This window comes from Vibrio sp. 10N.261.51.A4 (assembly GCF_041471945.1).
Lineage (GTDB): Bacteria > Pseudomonadota > Gammaproteobacteria > Enterobacterales > Vibrionaceae > Vibrio > Vibrio crassostreae_C.
Genome location: NZ_JBFRPJ010000099.1, coordinates 48,463 through 64,728 on the forward strand (window position 1 = coordinate 48,463; position 16,266 = coordinate 64,728).

At 46.1% G+C, this 16,266-nt stretch carries 16 protein-coding genes and 1 pseudogene; 7 read left to right on the forward strand and 10 right to left on the reverse strand.

What is annotated here, in order from left to right:
- The first annotated feature begins 66 nt into the window (after positions 1-66).
- The 6 genes from AB4384_RS20635 (at position 67) to AB4384_RS20660 (ending at position 8,618) form a co-directional block, all read left to right on the forward strand.
- Entirely contained in the window at positions 67-801 is a 735-nt protein-coding gene (locus tag AB4384_RS20635; protein ID WP_372130047.1) for a GntR family transcriptional regulator, read from the forward strand.
- Positions 802-1,296: 495 nt separating this feature from the next.
- Positions 1,297-2,742 carry a xanthine dehydrogenase small subunit gene (gene xdhA, locus AB4384_RS20640; protein WP_032549154.1) on the forward strand — a complete coding sequence of 482 codons (1,446 nt, stop codon included), beginning with the start codon at positions 1,297-1,299 and terminating at the stop codon, positions 2,740-2,742.
- Positions 2,735-5,125 carry a xanthine dehydrogenase molybdopterin binding subunit gene (gene xdhB / locus AB4384_RS20645; protein WP_372130048.1) on the forward strand — a complete coding sequence of 797 codons (2,391 nt, stop codon included), beginning with the start codon at positions 2,735-2,737 and terminating at the stop codon, positions 5,123-5,125. The genes xdhA and xdhB overlap by 8 nt, the downstream gene beginning before the upstream one ends.
- Positions 5,126-5,173: 48 nt before the next feature.
- On the forward strand, positions 5,174-6,055 hold the full coding sequence (gene xdhC / locus AB4384_RS20650; protein WP_136982330.1) for a xanthine dehydrogenase accessory protein XdhC: 882 nt from the start codon (positions 5,174-5,176) through the stop codon (positions 6,053-6,055).
- A 59-nt stretch (positions 6,056-6,114) separates the two neighbouring features.
- Positions 6,115-7,449, forward strand: coding sequence for a guanine deaminase (gene guaD / locus AB4384_RS20655; RefSeq protein ID WP_372130049.1), 1,335 nt, complete (start codon positions 6,115-6,117; stop codon positions 7,447-7,449).
- 287 nt (positions 7,450-7,736) lie between these two features.
- Positions 7,737-8,618, forward strand: coding sequence for an AEC family transporter (locus tag AB4384_RS20660; RefSeq protein WP_054541472.1), 882 nt, complete (start codon positions 7,737-7,739; stop codon positions 8,616-8,618).
- A gap of 111 nt (positions 8,619-8,729) precedes the next feature.
- Here AB4384_RS20660 and AB4384_RS20665 read toward each other — a convergent pair whose 3' ends face one another.
- The 3 genes from AB4384_RS20665 to AB4384_RS20675 are packed head-to-tail and all read right to left on the reverse strand — an operon-like array spanning position 8,730 to position 10,080.
- Complete coding sequence (locus tag AB4384_RS20665; RefSeq protein ID WP_017083073.1) at positions 8,730-9,110, reverse strand: carboxymuconolactone decarboxylase family protein; 381 nt, start codon at positions 9,108-9,110, stop codon at positions 8,730-8,732.
- A 58-nt stretch (positions 9,111-9,168) separates the two neighbouring features.
- Positions 9,169-9,525 carry a MerR family transcriptional regulator gene (locus tag AB4384_RS20670; protein ID WP_104215197.1) on the reverse strand — a complete coding sequence of 119 codons (357 nt, stop codon included), beginning with the start codon at positions 9,523-9,525 and terminating at the stop codon, positions 9,169-9,171.
- Positions 9,526-9,561: 36 nt separating this feature from the next.
- Positions 9,562-10,080, reverse strand: coding sequence for a hypothetical protein (locus AB4384_RS20675; protein ID WP_104215198.1), 519 nt, complete (start codon positions 10,078-10,080; stop codon positions 9,562-9,564).
- A 438-nt stretch (positions 10,081-10,518) separates the two neighbouring features.
- On the opposite strand from AB4384_RS20675, the gene AB4384_RS20680 reads away from it, so the two are divergent.
- Positions 10,519-10,797, forward strand: coding sequence for a hypothetical protein (locus tag AB4384_RS20680; protein ID WP_372130050.1), 279 nt, complete (start codon positions 10,519-10,521; stop codon positions 10,795-10,797).
- Positions 10,798-10,906: 109 nt separating this feature from the next.
- On the opposite strand, the pseudogene AB4384_RS20685 reads toward AB4384_RS20680, so the two are convergent.
- The 7 genes and pseudogenes from AB4384_RS20685 to alc form a co-directional block, all read right to left on the reverse strand.
- Positions 10,907-11,089: pseudogene (locus AB4384_RS20685) on the reverse strand (GrpB family protein); the annotation flags it as partial.
- Positions 11,090-11,105: 16 nt separating this feature from the next.
- Positions 11,106-11,345, reverse strand: coding sequence for a hypothetical protein (locus AB4384_RS20690; RefSeq protein ID WP_136982327.1), 240 nt, complete (start codon positions 11,343-11,345; stop codon positions 11,106-11,108).
- A 96-nt stretch (positions 11,346-11,441) separates the two neighbouring features.
- Positions 11,442-12,038 carry a DJ-1/PfpI family protein gene (locus AB4384_RS20695; RefSeq protein WP_372112643.1) on the reverse strand — a complete coding sequence of 199 codons (597 nt, stop codon included), beginning with the start codon at positions 12,036-12,038 and terminating at the stop codon, positions 11,442-11,444.
- An 83-nt stretch (positions 12,039-12,121) separates the two neighbouring features.
- Positions 12,122-13,003 carry a hypothetical protein gene (locus tag AB4384_RS20700; protein WP_050647480.1) on the reverse strand — a complete coding sequence of 294 codons (882 nt, stop codon included), beginning with the start codon at positions 13,001-13,003 and terminating at the stop codon, positions 12,122-12,124.
- 253 nt (positions 13,004-13,256) lie between these two features.
- Positions 13,257-14,573, reverse strand: a complete 1,317-nt coding sequence (locus AB4384_RS20705) for a urate hydroxylase PuuD (protein ID WP_102571825.1) — start codon at positions 14,571-14,573, stop codon at positions 13,257-13,259.
- A gap of 14 nt (positions 14,574-14,587) precedes the next feature.
- Positions 14,588-15,148 (reverse strand): ureidoglycolate lyase, encoded by a 561-nt coding sequence (locus tag AB4384_RS20710; RefSeq protein WP_004732859.1) that lies wholly within the window; start codon positions 15,146-15,148, stop codon positions 14,588-14,590.
- Between the two features lie 14 nt (positions 15,149-15,162).
- Positions 15,163-16,149 (reverse strand): allantoicase, encoded by a 987-nt coding sequence (alc, locus tag AB4384_RS20715; protein WP_372130051.1) that lies wholly within the window; start codon positions 16,147-16,149, stop codon positions 15,163-15,165.
- Positions 16,150-16,266 lie beyond the last annotated feature (117 nt).

Below are 16,266 nucleotides of genomic sequence, written 5' to 3' on the forward strand. Positions count from 1 at the left end.
TATAGAGTAATACTCATGAATTATTCTCGACCAACCCAACTCGACTAAACAAGGGTCCTTATCTCTATGACAGTTCTCAAAAACTCTGTCTCCAAAGGTGTAAAAACGAAAGTAACAGGCCAGACTCAAGACGATGTTGTTTACTGCCATATCTTCGACGCGATACTAGAACAAAGGCTGCCACCAGCCACCAAATTAAGCGAAGAAGCGTTAGCAGAAATCTTTAGCGTTAGCCGCACCATTATCCGCCGTGCCTTACTGCGTCTTTCTTTAGAACAAGTTGTGGTGATCCGTCCTAACCGAGGAGCCGTGATTGCTGCGCCAACGGTTGACGAAGCCAAACAAATCTTTAAAGCACGTGAAGTGATGGAAATCGCTATCACTGAGCTGGCGGTGAAAAACGCAACCAAAGCTCAAATAGAAGAATGCAGAAAATTAGTCGCGAAAGAGAACTGTGCTTTCGACCAAGGCGATTACGGCTCTGGCCTACGTTTGTCTGGTGAGTTCCACATCAAATTGGCTGAAATGGCAGAGAACGCGCCACTGCTGGCTTTCCAACGCAGCTTGGTATCGCAAACTTCACTGCTGATCGCTCAGTACGAAACGGGCAACCACTCGAACTGTTCTCTAGACGAACACTCAGGCTTACTGGATGCGATAGAGTCAGGCAATCAACAACAAGCCGTAGAGTTGATGCAAGAACACCTAAGCCATATTCGTTCGAAGCTCAACCTAGACAGCAGCACAGCTTCTAGTGATCTGCATGTCGTGTTCTCAGATCTGCTTAAGAGCAAGTCATAGAAGATTCAACAAGCGCTTAATAACCATCCGTTAACAACTTTTTGTTAACAGCTTTTTGTTAACAGCTTTTTGTTAACAGCTTTTTATTAACAATACAGGAGAGAAGTAAGCCTTAGTGTTTACTTCTCTTTTTTGTGCCCTCTCCCCTAAAAATAAAGACGACGATCGGCTCACATCCATCTAAAACACTGTCTATTCTAGCCTCAACAACGATCTTAGCCTCTACAGAATCACTCCCAACAGTGCCATAAATCTTGTCTTTATCTTGTATACATAGCTATCCATTCATTCACACCATAAAACTGTTCAATCTCAATCCAAACCCTTATAAAACAGACGACTATGACCAAAATTAAATTGTATACAATTCACGACAAGCCATCTTTGTTACATTTTTGTAAATAAATAGTTGACCGCAGGGTCAGGATGGATAATTATTGACCTAGAAGTCAAAAAGAATACACATGGAAATATGTCGATTTACAAGGAGGTCTCTTGATTACTTTTTTGCTCAATCAGGAAATAAGACGCGAAGATAATCTGTCGCCAAATATGACAGTGCTCAACTACCTTCGTACCAAGATAAATAAGACGGGTACAAAAGAAGGTTGTGGGTCGGGCGACTGTGGCGCATGTACGGTAGTTCTGGGTGAAGTGGTTGATGGACAACTGCAATACCGCTCGGTGAACTCTTGCCTTACGTTCGTTTCAGCGCTGCATGGCAAGCAACTGATCACAGTAGAAGATCTGCAAAATCGAGATCGCTCATTGCACCCAGTGCAAAAAGCGGTGGTTGATTTTCACGGTTCACAGTGTGGTTACTGCACGCCGGGCTTCATCATGTCGATGTTTGCGCTAGGCAAAAACAAACCCGATGCGAGCAAAGAAGACGTCATGGAATCACTGGCGGGTAACCTATGTCGTTGTACAGGCTACCGACCAATTGTTGATGCTGCGATGTCACTTTCAACAGACCAACCTTTGATCGACCAATTTGCTGAACTTGAACGCAACACCATCAAGAAGCTAGAAAGCATTCAAGACACTGAGGCCAACTTACGCCTTGGTCACCTCACCGCTTTTTCCCCAAAAAGCACCGATGAGTTGGCCAAGCTTTTTCAAGCCCACCCGAACGCTAAGCTGGTTGCTGGCGGTACGGATTTAGCGCTGGAAGTGACGCAATTCCATCGTGAGATTGAAACACTGATCAGCGTGAACCTTGTTGAAGACATGAAGGTATGTGAAGAGACCGACACCGATCTAATCATTGGTGCCAACCTGCCTATCAGTGATTCTTACTCACTATTGAAAAAACACTACCCAGATTTTGGTGAACTGCTGCATCGCTTTGCTTCACTGCAAGTGCGTAACCAAGGCACCATCGGCGGTAATGTAGCGAATGCTTCGCCTATCGGTGACACCCCTCCTCTGCTGATTGCCCTTAACGCAAAGATCAAACTTCGTTGCGGTGACGAGTCACGCACCATGCCGATTGAAGATTACTTCATCAGCTACAAAGTGACGGCGCAAAAAGAGAGTGAGTTCATTGAACAGATCATCATTCCTAAGCCAACTAACGACAGCTTCCGAGCTTACAAACTGTCTAAACGTTTAGACGACGACATCTCTGCGGTGTGTGGTGCGTTTGATATTCAAATCGAAGACGGCAAGGTTTCTTACGCTCGTATCGCTTTCGGCGGTATGGCTGCAACACCTAAGCGCGCGGCGCGTTGTGAAAATACGTTATTAGGCAAACCATGGACAGACGCTAATATTAAGTTAGCGATGCAGGAACTGTATAACGACTTTGAGCCGCTATCTGATTTCCGTGCCAGCCAAGAATACCGTTCATTGTCGGCAGCCAATATGTTGCGTCGTTACTTCATTGAACAGCAGAACAAAAACAACCAAATCGAAACAAGGGTAACGTCTTATGTGTAAATCACACGAGCATGCGATGACCCACGAAGAGATGGTTACCATTGCAAAACAAGACCTAAAAACTGGCGTAGGTAAAAGCGTTAAACACGATAGTGCAGCCAAGCAAGTCACGGGCGAAGCGGTGTACATTGATGACCGCCTAGAGTTCCCAAATCAGCTGCACGTCTACGCACGCCTGAGCACTCAAGCACACGCGAATATCACCAAAATAGACCTGTCACCGTGTTACGAATTCGAAGGCGTGGCGATTGCCATTCAAGCGAAAGACGTACCGGGTGAGCTAGATATCGGCGCCATCCTACCGGGTGACCCACTGCTTGCAGACGGCAAAGTAGAATACTACGGCCAACCTGTGATTGCCGTGGCTGCCAATGATTTAGAAACCGCGCGTAAAGCCGCACACGCTGCAATCATTGAATACGAAGAACTCCCTGCGATTCTTGATGTAAAAGAAGCGCTAGAGAAAGAGCACTTCGTAACAGAAAGCCACACTCAACAACGTGGTGACTCAAAAGCAGCACTGGCAAAAGCAAAACACGTGATCTCTGGTGACCTAGAGATCGGTGGCCAAGAGCACTTCTATCTAGAGACTCAAATCAGTAGCGTAATGCCAACCGAAGACGGCGGCATGATCGTTTACACCTCGACTCAAAACCCGACCGAAGTTCAAAAACTGGTTGCGGAAGTGATTGGCGTGCCGATGCACAAAGTCGTGATTGATATGCGTCGCATGGGCGGTGGTTTCGGTGGTAAAGAGACCCAAGCGGCCTCTCCAGCGTGTATGGCTGCGGTTATTGCCCACCTTACAGGCCGACCTACAAAAATGCGTTTGCTGCGCAGTGAAGACATGCAGCAAACCGGTAAACGCCACCCGTTCTACAACCAATATACGGTCGGTTTTGACGACAATGGTGTAATTCAAGGTGCCGACATTACCGTTGCAGGTAACTGTGGTTACTCACCAGACTTATCAAGCTCTATTGTCGACCGTGCGATGTTCCACTCAGACAACGCTTATTACCTAGGCGATGCGACAGTGGTCGGTCATCGATGCAAAACCAACACAGCATCGAACACCGCTTACCGTGGCTTTGGTGGCCCGCAAGGCATGATGACCATTGAACACATCATGGACGAGATTGCGCGTTACCTGAAAAAAGATCCTTTGGAAGTACGTAAGGCGAACTACTACGGCGAAGAAGGCCGTAACGTGACCCATTACTACCAAACCGTTGAAGACAACTTTTTACCTGAGATAACCGAACAGCTTGAACGCAGCAGTGACTATCACGCACGTCGTAAAGACATTGCCGAGTTCAACAAGCAGAGCCCTATCTTGAAGAAAGGCCTTGCGATCACACCAGTGAAATTCGGCATCTCGTTTACTGCGACTTTCTTGAACCAAGCAGGTGCGCTCATCCATATCTACACCGATGGCAGTATTCATTTGAATCACGGTGGTACGGAAATGGGCCAAGGCTTGAACATCAAAGTGGCACAAATCGTTGCACAGGAGTTCCAAGTCGATGTCGAACGTATCCAGATCACCGCTACAAACACAGACAAAGTTCCGAACACATCACCAACCGCAGCCTCATCGGGCACCGACCTCAACGGTAAGGCCGCGCAAAACGCCGCAATGACCATTAAGCAGCGCCTGATCGACTTCGCTTCTTCGCACTTCAAAGTGTGGCCTGAAGAGGTGGTATTTAAGAACGGCATGGTGCAGATCCGCGATGAGATCATGACCTTCAACTCATTTGTTGAACTGGCTTGGTTTAACCAAATCTCGCTTTCGAGCACTGGTTTCTACCGCACTCCGAAGATCTATTACGATCACGAGAAAGCGCGCGGTCGCCCTTTCTACTACTACGCATACGGAGCATCTTGTTCAGAGGTTATCGTCGATACCCTAACCGGCGAGAACAAGATTCTGCGTGTCGATATTCTGCATGATGTGGGCGCTTCATTGAACCCTGCGATTGATATCGGCCAAGTCGAAGGTGGCTTTGTGCAAGGTGTTGGTTGGTTAACGACGGAAGAGTTGGTTTGGAACCAGCAAGGCCGCTTGATGACCAATGGCCCAGCGAGCTACAAGATCCCTGCAATTGCTGATATGCCAATTGATTTCAGAACGCACCTTTTAGAAAACCGTAACAACCCAGAAGACACCGTATTCAACTCGAAAGCCGTGGGTGAGCCACCTTTCATGTTGGGTATGTCGGTATGGAGCGCACTGAAAGATGCCATTAGCTATGTCGCCGTCGATGGCGCGATTCCTAAGCTCAACACACCTGCGACACCAGAGCGTATTCTGATGGCGATTCAGGAAGTCACTGAAACGGCTCCGACTTCGGTCGATGTTCAATCAGAAACGGCTTAATAAGGCTCATGATAGCTTGGGAAGTATAGAAGGGATTTAGGAGGACGTATGTTTAAGGATAATTGGATTCACGAACTGGCAAAACTGGAAGAGAACTACGAACCGTGTGTGATGGTGACGGTTCTTGAAGACAGAGGTTCCGTTCCACGCGATGCGGGCACCAAAATGCTTGTCACTCGTGACCGAATCATCGCTACGATTGGTGGTGGTCACCTTGAACATGTGGCCACTAAAATGGCTCGAGAGATGCTGATTGCCAGTGAAAAATCGCTCAAAGTGGAACGCTTCAACCTAGGTGCTCGTTTAGGCCAATGTTGTGGCGGAATGGCAACGTTAAGCTTTGAACCGATTGGCACTCAGCAGAACCACCTTGTGCTGTTTGGCGCAGGCCACGTTGCCAAAGCGCTGCTGCACATTGTCGCAACCCTACCCTTCCGTGTGACCTGGATTGATGAACGTGAAGAAGTGTTCCCTGAAACGCTGCCACACGGTGTTAAAAAGCTTGTCTCAGACGACCCAGTCGGTGAAGTGAAACACATGCAACCAAACAGTTATTACCTTGTGATGACCCACAACCACCAGCTCGATTTTGACCTAACCAAAGCCATTATTGACCGTGAAGACAGCCGTTACTTTGGCATGATCGGCTCGCTTACCAAGCGTAAGAAGTTCGACTTCCGCTTAGAGCAGCGCGGCTACAGCCAAGAACAAATCGAAACCATGCTTTGCCCGATTGGCATTAGCGCCGTGAATGGCAAACATCCTGCCGAAATTGCGGTATCGGTTGCGGGTGAACTGATCGCACACTATCAAGGCCAAGCGCTTGAACAAAAGCGCCCAACCAAACAATATCGAAATCAGGGTTTGACCGATCAACACAGTCAACCAAGCGACGTAGGCGAACCACCATTGGAAGAGAAGATCGCCTAACACAAGTCGCAAAGCTTCAGTGGCCATAACGTCGCTGAAGTCATTAAAAGGAAGTAAACATGACAACGCAACGCAAAGCTTATCGCGCCAGTATTTTACACAGCGTCGCCGACCCAAAAGACGTCGGCATCGATGAGTCTTACGACTATTTTGAAGACGGTGTTTTAGTGGTTGAGAACGGCCATGTCGTCGACTTGGGCCATGTCGACGAGGTATTGGCTCGCCAACCTAAAACACTCGAAGTCAAAAAATACAAAGACAAGCTGATCACCTCTGGCTTTATTGATACGCACATCCACTACCCTCAAACAGGGATGATCGCGTCTTACGGTGAGCAACTTCTTGATTGGTTAGAGAACTACACCTTCCCAGAAGAAAAGCGCTTCAAAAACCCAGTCTACGCACACAAAGTGGCGAAGCTATTCCTAGACGAACTAGCAAGCAACGGCACAACCACGGCACTCGTGTTCGGCACGGTACACAAAGAGTCGGTTAACGTTTTCTTTGAAGAAGCTGAGAAGCGCAACCTACGTATGATTGCGGGTAAGGTTTTGATGGATCGCAATGCGCCTGATTACCTCACCGACACGCCAGAATCTGGCTACGCAGACTCCAAGGAACTGATTGAGAAATGGCATAACCGCGGCCGTTTACTTTACGCGGTGACACCTCGTTTTGCGCCAACCAGCACACCAGAGCAACTTGCCACTGTCGGTAAACTGCTAGAAGAATATCCAGACGTGTACATGCACACTCACCTTTCTGAAAACGAGAAAGAGATCGAGTGGGTGAAATCGCTGTTCCCAGAGCGCGACAGTTACCTAGATGTCTATGACCATTACGGGCTCCTTCACAAGCGTTCGGTATTCGCCCATGGTATTCACTTGTCTGACTGCGAATGTAAGCGCCTTGCTGATACTGAATCTGCCATCGCCTTTTGCCCAACTTCGAACTTGTTCTTAGGCTCAGGTTTATTCCGATTACCAGAAATGGAAGAGCACGGCATTCGTGTTGGTATGGGGACTGATGTCGGCGCAGGCACTAGCTTCTCAATCCTACAAACCATGAGTGAAGCCTATAAGATCATGCAGCTTCAACATAAGAAATTGCACCCAGCTAAGTCGCTATTCTTAGCCACATTAGGTGGTGCACGTTCACTGCATTTAGAAGACAAGATTGGCAACTTGGAAGTAGGAAAAGAAGCCGATTTCGTGGTGTTGGACTTACACGCCACACAATTGATGCGCTTTAGAATGGAACAAGCGACCAAGCTTGAAGAGAAGCTATTTGTATTGATGAGCCTGGGTGACGACAGAACCGTCAGCGAGACTTACATCTACGGCGAGAAAGCCTACGATGTGAATTTCAAAGATTATCAAAAGCTCGTTAGCTAGACTGAAAACCGAGTAACAATCGCTAGACAGCGACAGCCGTCGTTAATTAAAAATCCGTCCAGATTTATCTAGCCTTGAAAGACCAGTTGCTGATGCCACTGGTCTTTTTTGTGCTTCATTCAAAGAAATATAAATTAACCGTTCACAAACAACGATCTTCGGTGACGCCAAGTCATTATATTGATAGGTTAATGTTTATACATATCGACTTCATACTTCACTTTAGCGTCTCTCTAAAACATTCGTTTCTCAGCTAAATGGAAGCACTCAATCTAGAAAGGAATTCTATGTTCGAACAGGTCGTCAGCATTCTGTTTCCCGTTTTTGCTTTAGCCAGTGCTGGCTTTGCGGTGGGTCGTTGGCTCAAGCCCGATTTCAAACCGATCAATCGCATCAACATGGATGTGTGTATTCCTGCGCTAGTGTTTGCCTCGCTGACCACCATGCCTCTCGACACCGAACAACTGCCACTCATCACCGCCTCTTTGGTCGCGGTGTTGGTGCCCGCTTTATTGATGATACCAATCTGTAAGATCTTTAAGCTCAACTTCAAAGCTTGGGCGCCGCCACATATGTTCCGCAACAGTGGCAACCTGGCCATTCCCCTGTTCACCTATACCTTTGGTGAGAGTGCATTAGCCCCTGCGGTATTGCTGTTTGTGGTATCGGCATGCGTGCACATTAGTGTTGGCTTGGCACTATTAAGCGATGGTAACCCGATCAAACAAATCCTCAAGATGCCGATATTCTTAGCCGCAGCGTTAGCGATGACGCTCAACTTATCTGGCATTGCAGTGTGGAATCCAATCTACGAAGCCACCTCACTACTCGGCCAAGCAGCCGTGCCTATTATGCTGTTGTCGCTAGGTTCGCAAATGGTCAACTTGAAGCTCAGCGGACTCAAAGTTGGCTTGCTGTGCACGGCTCAATCGCTGTTTACTGGTGCCATCGCCTTCGCCATCATCTACTTCTTTATCCCGCTGCCTACGTTGCACCTACAGATGATGGTTCTGTTCACCATGCTGCCACCCGCCGTGATGAACTACCTGTTCGCAGAAAGGTTCAATGTCGAGCCACCCAAGGTCGCGTCTATGGTGTTGTTCGGCAACTTCCTAAGCGTGGTCACCTTGCCTATCTTGCTGTCATTCGCGCTGTCTATGTCGTCTTAAAGAACCGCGAACCTTCAGTTTTACGACCTTTAAAACTTAGCCCATCAATGAAAAGGGAGCGCAACTTAGCAAAGTTGACGCTCCCTTTTCAGACTATATTTTCTATTTATCTCAAGCTGTGCCTCTCTCCGCAAGCACTTCTTTAAATGCGAACATGCCATTTAACGCAGCTGGGAATCCCGCATACACCGACATCTGCAGTATCACTTCTTTAATCTCTTCCTCGCTACATCCAACATTGAGTGCCGCATTCAAATGCACCTTAAGCTGAGGGGCACAATTACCGAGTGCGGTAAGGGCAGCGACGGTCGCGATCTCTCGTGATTTCAAATCCAAACCGGGGCGTGAATAGATATCACCAAAAGGATACTCGATAGTATATTTTGCAAGATCAGGACAGATGTCTTGCAGGCTTTCAATAACCTGTTGCCCTGCTTCTCCGTCGATATGATTAAGTCTTTCTAAGCCGATGTCGAAACGTGATTGATTCATAGGTTTGTTCCTTTTTATGATTTACAGGAACACCTTACAAGTTAGAGTCGACTCTAAGTCAACGGACTTTTCCATCTCGATACAAACTAATTTTTTGCTCTAGCGCAGTCAGATGCTTTTGCTGTTCTTCGATATGGGAACGCAAATTCTGTTGATGTTGTTCGAGCAACACTTGGCGCTGCGAAGTCGATTCTGGCCCTAACTCCCTTAGCTTTGCGTATTCCAGAATTTCGTCCAGTGGCATTGCGGTGTCTTTTAAGCGCTTCACGAACTCAATCCAGGTAACGTCCTTCGATGTATAGACTCGATGACCGCTACTGTTCCGATGAACATTTTTCAACAAGCCGATTTTTTCATAGTAGCGAAGCGTGTGAGCCGACAAACCCACCAACCGAGAAAACTCACTCACATTCATTACTTCACCTTTTCTATCTGGGTATAAGTACTCAAACTATGCGCACTTATCTAATTTGAGCTCTGCGGTGACTTTCGTCAAACGCAACGCAATCGCGAAACACACTAAGTAAGGACTCACATACCAAAAGATACTTTCTAGTGGCTGCTTCACCTGCGCTTCTCTGGTTTTTATGTATTGGTTTTTCTGCATCTCATATTGACTCAGCATACCATCCACCCACACGGCATCACTTTCCACCAGCGATACGCTAGGCGCAGGAACCGTAAAATCCGATGCGTTGGGTAACAAGGTGAAATCGATATCTTTGAACGTGATCGCCGTATTCAAATACCACAAACACGCTTCATGGTGCTGAGCGTGATTATCCAAAGATGGTTGACCTGTGCAGGTATCACTTCTCAGCTTATCCAAAGAAAACTGCTGAACCGACTCTAAAATCGCCACCGCTCTGGTTTGTTCTGTTTCAACCCAATCACCCGCTACTTTCGCACGAATCTCAGACACAGCGCCCAGCATCCCGATACCCGCTAGAAACGGCCATAAATAATCCATGAGCTTCCACTTTCGTCGGCTCAAGTTGAACCCACACCAAATCGGAAGATGAAAAAGGAGCGTTAGCCCAAGCGATAGCAAAACGAAATTCAAGGAGCTAGAGAGCATGAGTTCGCTATCAAAGAAGTTCTTCATAATGAGAGACTTGCCTGTGTAACAAAGAGAAAATTGATACTAGGTTCGATATTTGAAAAGAGTGTAAGAGGAAAGTAAAAACTGACCAAAAAGTAGTGTAATAAACAATAGAGCGATATTCCTCCCTACACCTCTCAGATTAAACCATAAGCCAAACACAACAAAACCACCAAACCCATTAATACGACAAATATCAGATCATAAAACAATCAATCAAATCAAATATTTAACTAAATCCTTGACTAAAAATAAGATAAAGATAGAGTGCGCAAATAACAACTAAATGCATAAGGAAGCATCGTTATGAGTGACGCAATTCAACAAGCTCGCATACAAAACAAAATGAAAAACCCTATGATAGCGCTACTGTTAGGTTTTGTAATACCAGGAGGCGCTCAGATGTATGCAGGGAGCGTCATGTGGGGAATTGTTAACTTAATTCTCATCGTAGTTTGCGCGATCACCGTTATTGCTTCTCCAGTATCATTTATTTTATGGATAGTTTCGCTTTTCCTAGGTTACAAGGGCACCAAAGCTTATAACGATTCAGTTCTTGATAAAGCAGAATCTGCAGAATCATAATCAATAAATGTTGATAGTCTAACTTCACTAGGCTATCAACATTTAAGTTCCACTCATAGTCAATAACACTGACCACTTGCAAGGCCACATCAGCAGCAGATGTGGATTACAACATACCAAGTTCAATACCTACGAAAATATCTAGATCGCCCTTAGACACGGCAAAAGGAATAGAAGATGCGCCTACGTGCTCAACTCTCGCGTTAGGGATTAGCTTTTTGATGTCACGTTCGTATCGGATAAACAGCTCGTTGCAAGCCGCTTGGTATTGTTCCGCGGGGTAAAATTTCATATATCCTCACTCCGAATCACAAACTATTGAACACACCAATTGCTAACAGAAGCAACACGATGCTAATAGCTCCGATATAAGAGATTCTGGTTCGCTCTTTTTCAGTTGGATTCAATGGGGGGAAGCGCCCTAGTGTGAATGCTTTACAGACTATCCAGCCAGATCCGTAACCAATGAACTCAATCAATATCGACTGAAACAGATACCTAAAGAATGAGCTCAATGCCCTAAAATACGCGACTATCAAGTCTTCCATTTTTTGTCCTAACTAAAGTCAATTTGGACTAAAAATGCCATGGGTAGAGATTCATATCAAGGACCTTATACAGGACTGCGCACGCAATGAATCAGTTTAAACGTAAGTACTTACTATCGACATGCAATGATTCACAGAGTCTTCTTTCTCACCAACAGGCGCAACATAGTGAATTGCAGCTTCGGCATGTGCTTGGTCTGCGAGTTTACTGATAACCCATGCTGCTAGATATTTGGATGACAAGCAGCCGCCTGCTGTAGCAATGTTTCCTTCCGCATAAAACGGCTGGTCCAATATGGTCACACCGGATTCAATTACCCATGGCTTCGTTATTAAATCAGTACAGGCTGGAACTTGATTCAGTAACCCCAATACCGACATCAATAAAGTCCCTGAGCATTGACCACCAATCAATTGTGTTTGTGGATTAAGGTTTAACCTTGAGAGTAATTTATCATCTTGGGCGACATCGCGGGTCAACATGCCACTACCAAACAACACCGCATCAGCTGTATTCGCGAACTCTAAAGGCTGTTGAGATTTAATTGTGACTCCATTCATTGAAGTCACTGATTCTGTAGGGCTAGTAATCTGCACATTCCAACCAAACTCTTTCATTCGATTCAAAATACCCGATGCGATGAAAGAATCTAGCTCGTTAAATCCATCAAATGTTAGTACGGCAATATCCATATTTGTCTTTTCCTTAAACCCTATTTAATAGCTCAGACACTGTGATTAAAACTACATACAACTCATTTTTGATTATATCTAACTCACTTTTCGAACCGAATCGCTGAGTAATCTATTGACCTACGATGCTTTAATTGGAGATGACCGTACACCTCAAACCACTCAAGAGATAACACATGCTTTTCACCACCTTCCAAATGTAGTTCGCAACGATACCGTTCAAAATTCGTGTCATTGACCAAACTTTGCCACTTAGTCAAATATCTTTCACGGCCATCACGAACAATTGAATCGGATAACTCACGATTCAACATGTGCTTTTGAGAAATCGCGTATACGAAACCGTCGATAATTTCTGAGAGTTCTAGCTTAATATCATGTGATAATTTTTTCTTTGGGACACCAGCTTTAACTAGGTCATCGTAATCGTAAAAAATACTGAAATGAGCAGTGCGACTTGATGTTTCGTGATCGTAGCGAACACCAGTAGTAAAAGTTCTTACAGGTAAAGCGCTATGTTGGCTATGTCCTCTCAAGTCGCAGCCAACTACGTAATGAATATTTGAGTCGTAAATATCCTGACGTTGTGATTCGACAGCAACTCTAGCAGCTTCGTCATTCGTAATCTCAAATGCAAAACATCGCTTCTTCCGTTCATTAAAATGCCAATCAAGATATAACTTACTTAAGTTGAACAAGTTAAAAGCCAAACTATTCAAAGAGCTACGAATTTCATGGTTTAGTACATAGTCAGCAAACGGGGTTGAAATAGACCTTAAATTCCAATAATTAACTTTATTTTTGAAGTCCCAATATGCTTCAATTATTTGGTCATAAATAATTTCTAGATCTAAAGCTTTGACTAGCAAAGAACGTATCTCTTGATAATTCTCCGCATCAGAATCTGATACGTCAAAAACTCGGTGCTCTGCTGTTTCAGTATTAAATACAACGATATTTTTCATAACTCTCTCAACTGATCTTGAACATCAACACTCTGCCCGACTAGACAGGAACAACCAACAGCACACTTTAATTCACATATGCACCTAGAGTCACCAACTGAATGATAATTCTGCATTTCTTTTGTCCAAAAACAAAAAGCCCCGGTTATAGGAACCGGGGAAACAGGGTGGGATGAGTTTGGTGCGTGCCCGAAACCAAACTCTCCCCAAGCCTCACCTAAGACTCATGCTCTTAGGTAAAGGATTCACATCATTATTGAAGCGTAGCGCCTTGCTCTACCCAAGTGCCGATGAGTGCGCGCTCTGCGTCGGTCATTTGAGTCATGTTACCAAGCGGCATCACCTTAGTTGTTACTGTTTGAGCAACAATCCTTGGTACGTTGGCTTTAATCTCTTCAGGGGTATCAAACATCACACCACCTGGCGCAGCAGCAAAAGCGGCGTGGCTCGGGGTTGATGAGTGACACACAGAACAGCGCTCTTGAATGACTTTGTTGATAGTTTCAAAGCTGACGCCTGCGCTAGCAGTTTGCATTGCGTGGTCTGCTGGTGCGGCCTGAGAACTAGTCGTTGAAGCGGTGTCGTTTGCAGCAAGTTCTTCTGTCGCTGATTCAGTCGCGCTAACTTGCACTTCTTGAACCACTGGCGCTTGCACAACCGGAGTCATCTGCTTTTTCGCGTAAGGCGAGGTAACAAACGCAAGCGTGATCATACCCAATGCCGCGACTGGCACTGTCCATGCAAACTTTTGGCTACCATGACGGGTGTTGAAGTAGTGGCGCACCAAGATACTGAAAATCGCTAGCCCAGCAAGGATCAACCAGTTGTATTCCGAGCCGTAAGTGCTTGGGAAGTGGTTACTGATCATGATGAACAGTACTGGCAGTGTCATGTAGTTGTTGTGACGAGAACGCAGTAGACCTTTCGCTGGCAGTGCCGGATCCGGTTCGCGCTTCTCTTCAATCGCTTTCACCAAGTTACGCTGTGCAGGCATGATAACGCGGAATACGTTACCCACCATGATGGTACCAATGATCGCACCAACGTGGATGTAAGCACCACGACCACTGAACACTTGGGTTAGACCATAGGTCGCAGCAACGAGCAATACAAACAGCACAACGCCAAGCAGTACGGGTGTTTTACCTAATGGTGAGTCACACAGTAAGTCGTAGATAAACCAACCGGCAACGAATGAACCAATACCAATCGCGATTGCCGTTGTTGAATCAAGACCAGAGCCCGGTGCAATCAGGTAAATCTCAGCGTTGAGGTAGTAAACCACACCCAGTAGACACACACCGGTGATCCACGTGAAGTAAGCTTCCCATTTGAACCAGTGCAGGTGCTCTGGCATTTCTGGTGGCGCAAGTTTGTACTTCTCTAGGTGATAAATACCACCACCGTGAATTGCCCATAAGTCGCCTGAAAGGCCTGTTTTTGGGTTTACTCGGTTAAGGTTATTCTCTAACCAAACAAAGTAAAATGATGCGCCTATCCACGCAACACCAACAATCATGTGAGCCCAGCGTATTGCTAAATTCAACCATTCTGTAATATGCGGATCCATAATAAACTCCTGTATCACAACGCTTTAGCTAAGCGTTGCTCTTCCTTATTGTCGTCCGTTGGCAAGTCGTCCAAATGCAATGCCACTCGGTCGCTGTCGAAATAAACTTCGTCACAGTTATGCCCTTCGCCGCCTCTATCGACGATCAAGAACTGGTCTTGATCGGTGAGGGCGAGAACTGGGTGATGCCACACCCCTTTGTGATAGTTCACTCCTTGACGGCCGTTGCTCAAGAAAGCTCGGCTATTGGCTAATGTTGGATCGTCGCCTTTTGGCGCAACAACAATTAAATAGGGTTGACCAAGTAATGGAATGAATGCCTGAGAGCCAAGTGGATGACGCTCTAACATTTTGATGGTCAGTGGGTAGCTCAGCGGTGTGGCTTGGAAGATGCTGATGATGGCTTCTCCGTCTTGGTCTTGCACATCCGTTGTCGCTAGCTTGTGGTAGCGACGTGTTGATCCACTGTTGATCATGAAGAAATCACTATTATCGGACTCGATAACATCGCCAAACTCTGCAAAAGCCTGCTTGGTTAACGGTTCGATGGATAAACGACGTATTCCATTACTCATACTCATTTCCTTACCTATTTCGCTTTCGTACCAAACAGACGCAAACGGCTGATACCACCATCTGGGAATATGTTTGCACGTACGTAGGTAATCGCACCAAGGTCGTTTACCTCAGAAATGAATTCGTGAATCTCGTGCGCTTGCAGCTTTTGTGCAGGCAAGAGTTCACGCCAGAATAGGCTTTGTGTTTCTACTTGGTCGTCGGTACCGCCTTTCACGTAAGCCGCTTGAATTGAGCAGCTGTCAGGGTAGTTACCTTTGAAATGAGCCGTATCAACAACGATGCGTTCGATGTTACCTGGGTGGCCTAGTGCCACGATAACCCAGTCGTTACCCGGTGTACGACGACGCGCTGTTTCCCAACCGTCACCCATGTTTTCACCGCGGCCTGGGCCTAAGATGTTGGCTTTGTTTCCATAATGTTCATCGCTACATGCGAGTGCTCGGCCACCGTGCTCAACGGCTGCTAGGTCAACTTGTTGCTGAGAGTCTATTGCGTCCCAATCCACGCTTGGTCGGCCATAAACACGTAAGCGTGCGACACCGCCATCTGGGTAGATGTTCAAACGTAGGTGCGTAAATACTTGGTCACTTTCGATTGCTTCAAGATGATGATGATCACCCTGCAATGCCATTGAAGGCAGAATTTCTTGCCACTCTGTTGCGTCTGTTGGCTCACCTTGTGGTGAATAACACGCGTCAATTGATGCCGAAGGTGGGAAGTTACCTGTGAAGAATGAGGTATCAATATCAACGCCAGCAATGGTGCCAGCTAGGCCAAGGCGAACGACACAGTAGTCGTAACCTTCACCACGTTTACGTCTGCTTTCCCAACCGTCCATCCACTTGCCGTTATCGTCGTATAAGTCGTCTTTCCACTCTGGCGCTGCGTGGCTGAGAAGACGGCTTTTATCTGCAAAAAAATCGTCTGTTGCGAAGGTAGCTTCTGCGCCGAGTTTTTCGTCTGCAAGGTTTATGTATTGTTCAAATGTTTGGGTCATGTCCGTGTAATCCTATCCAATTAATCAAGTAATAATAAAATGAGAACTTAGTGGCTTATTCGCTTATAAAGCGTGCTCTTAGCGCACTAAGACTGGGCTGAGATAGCTGTTAACTCC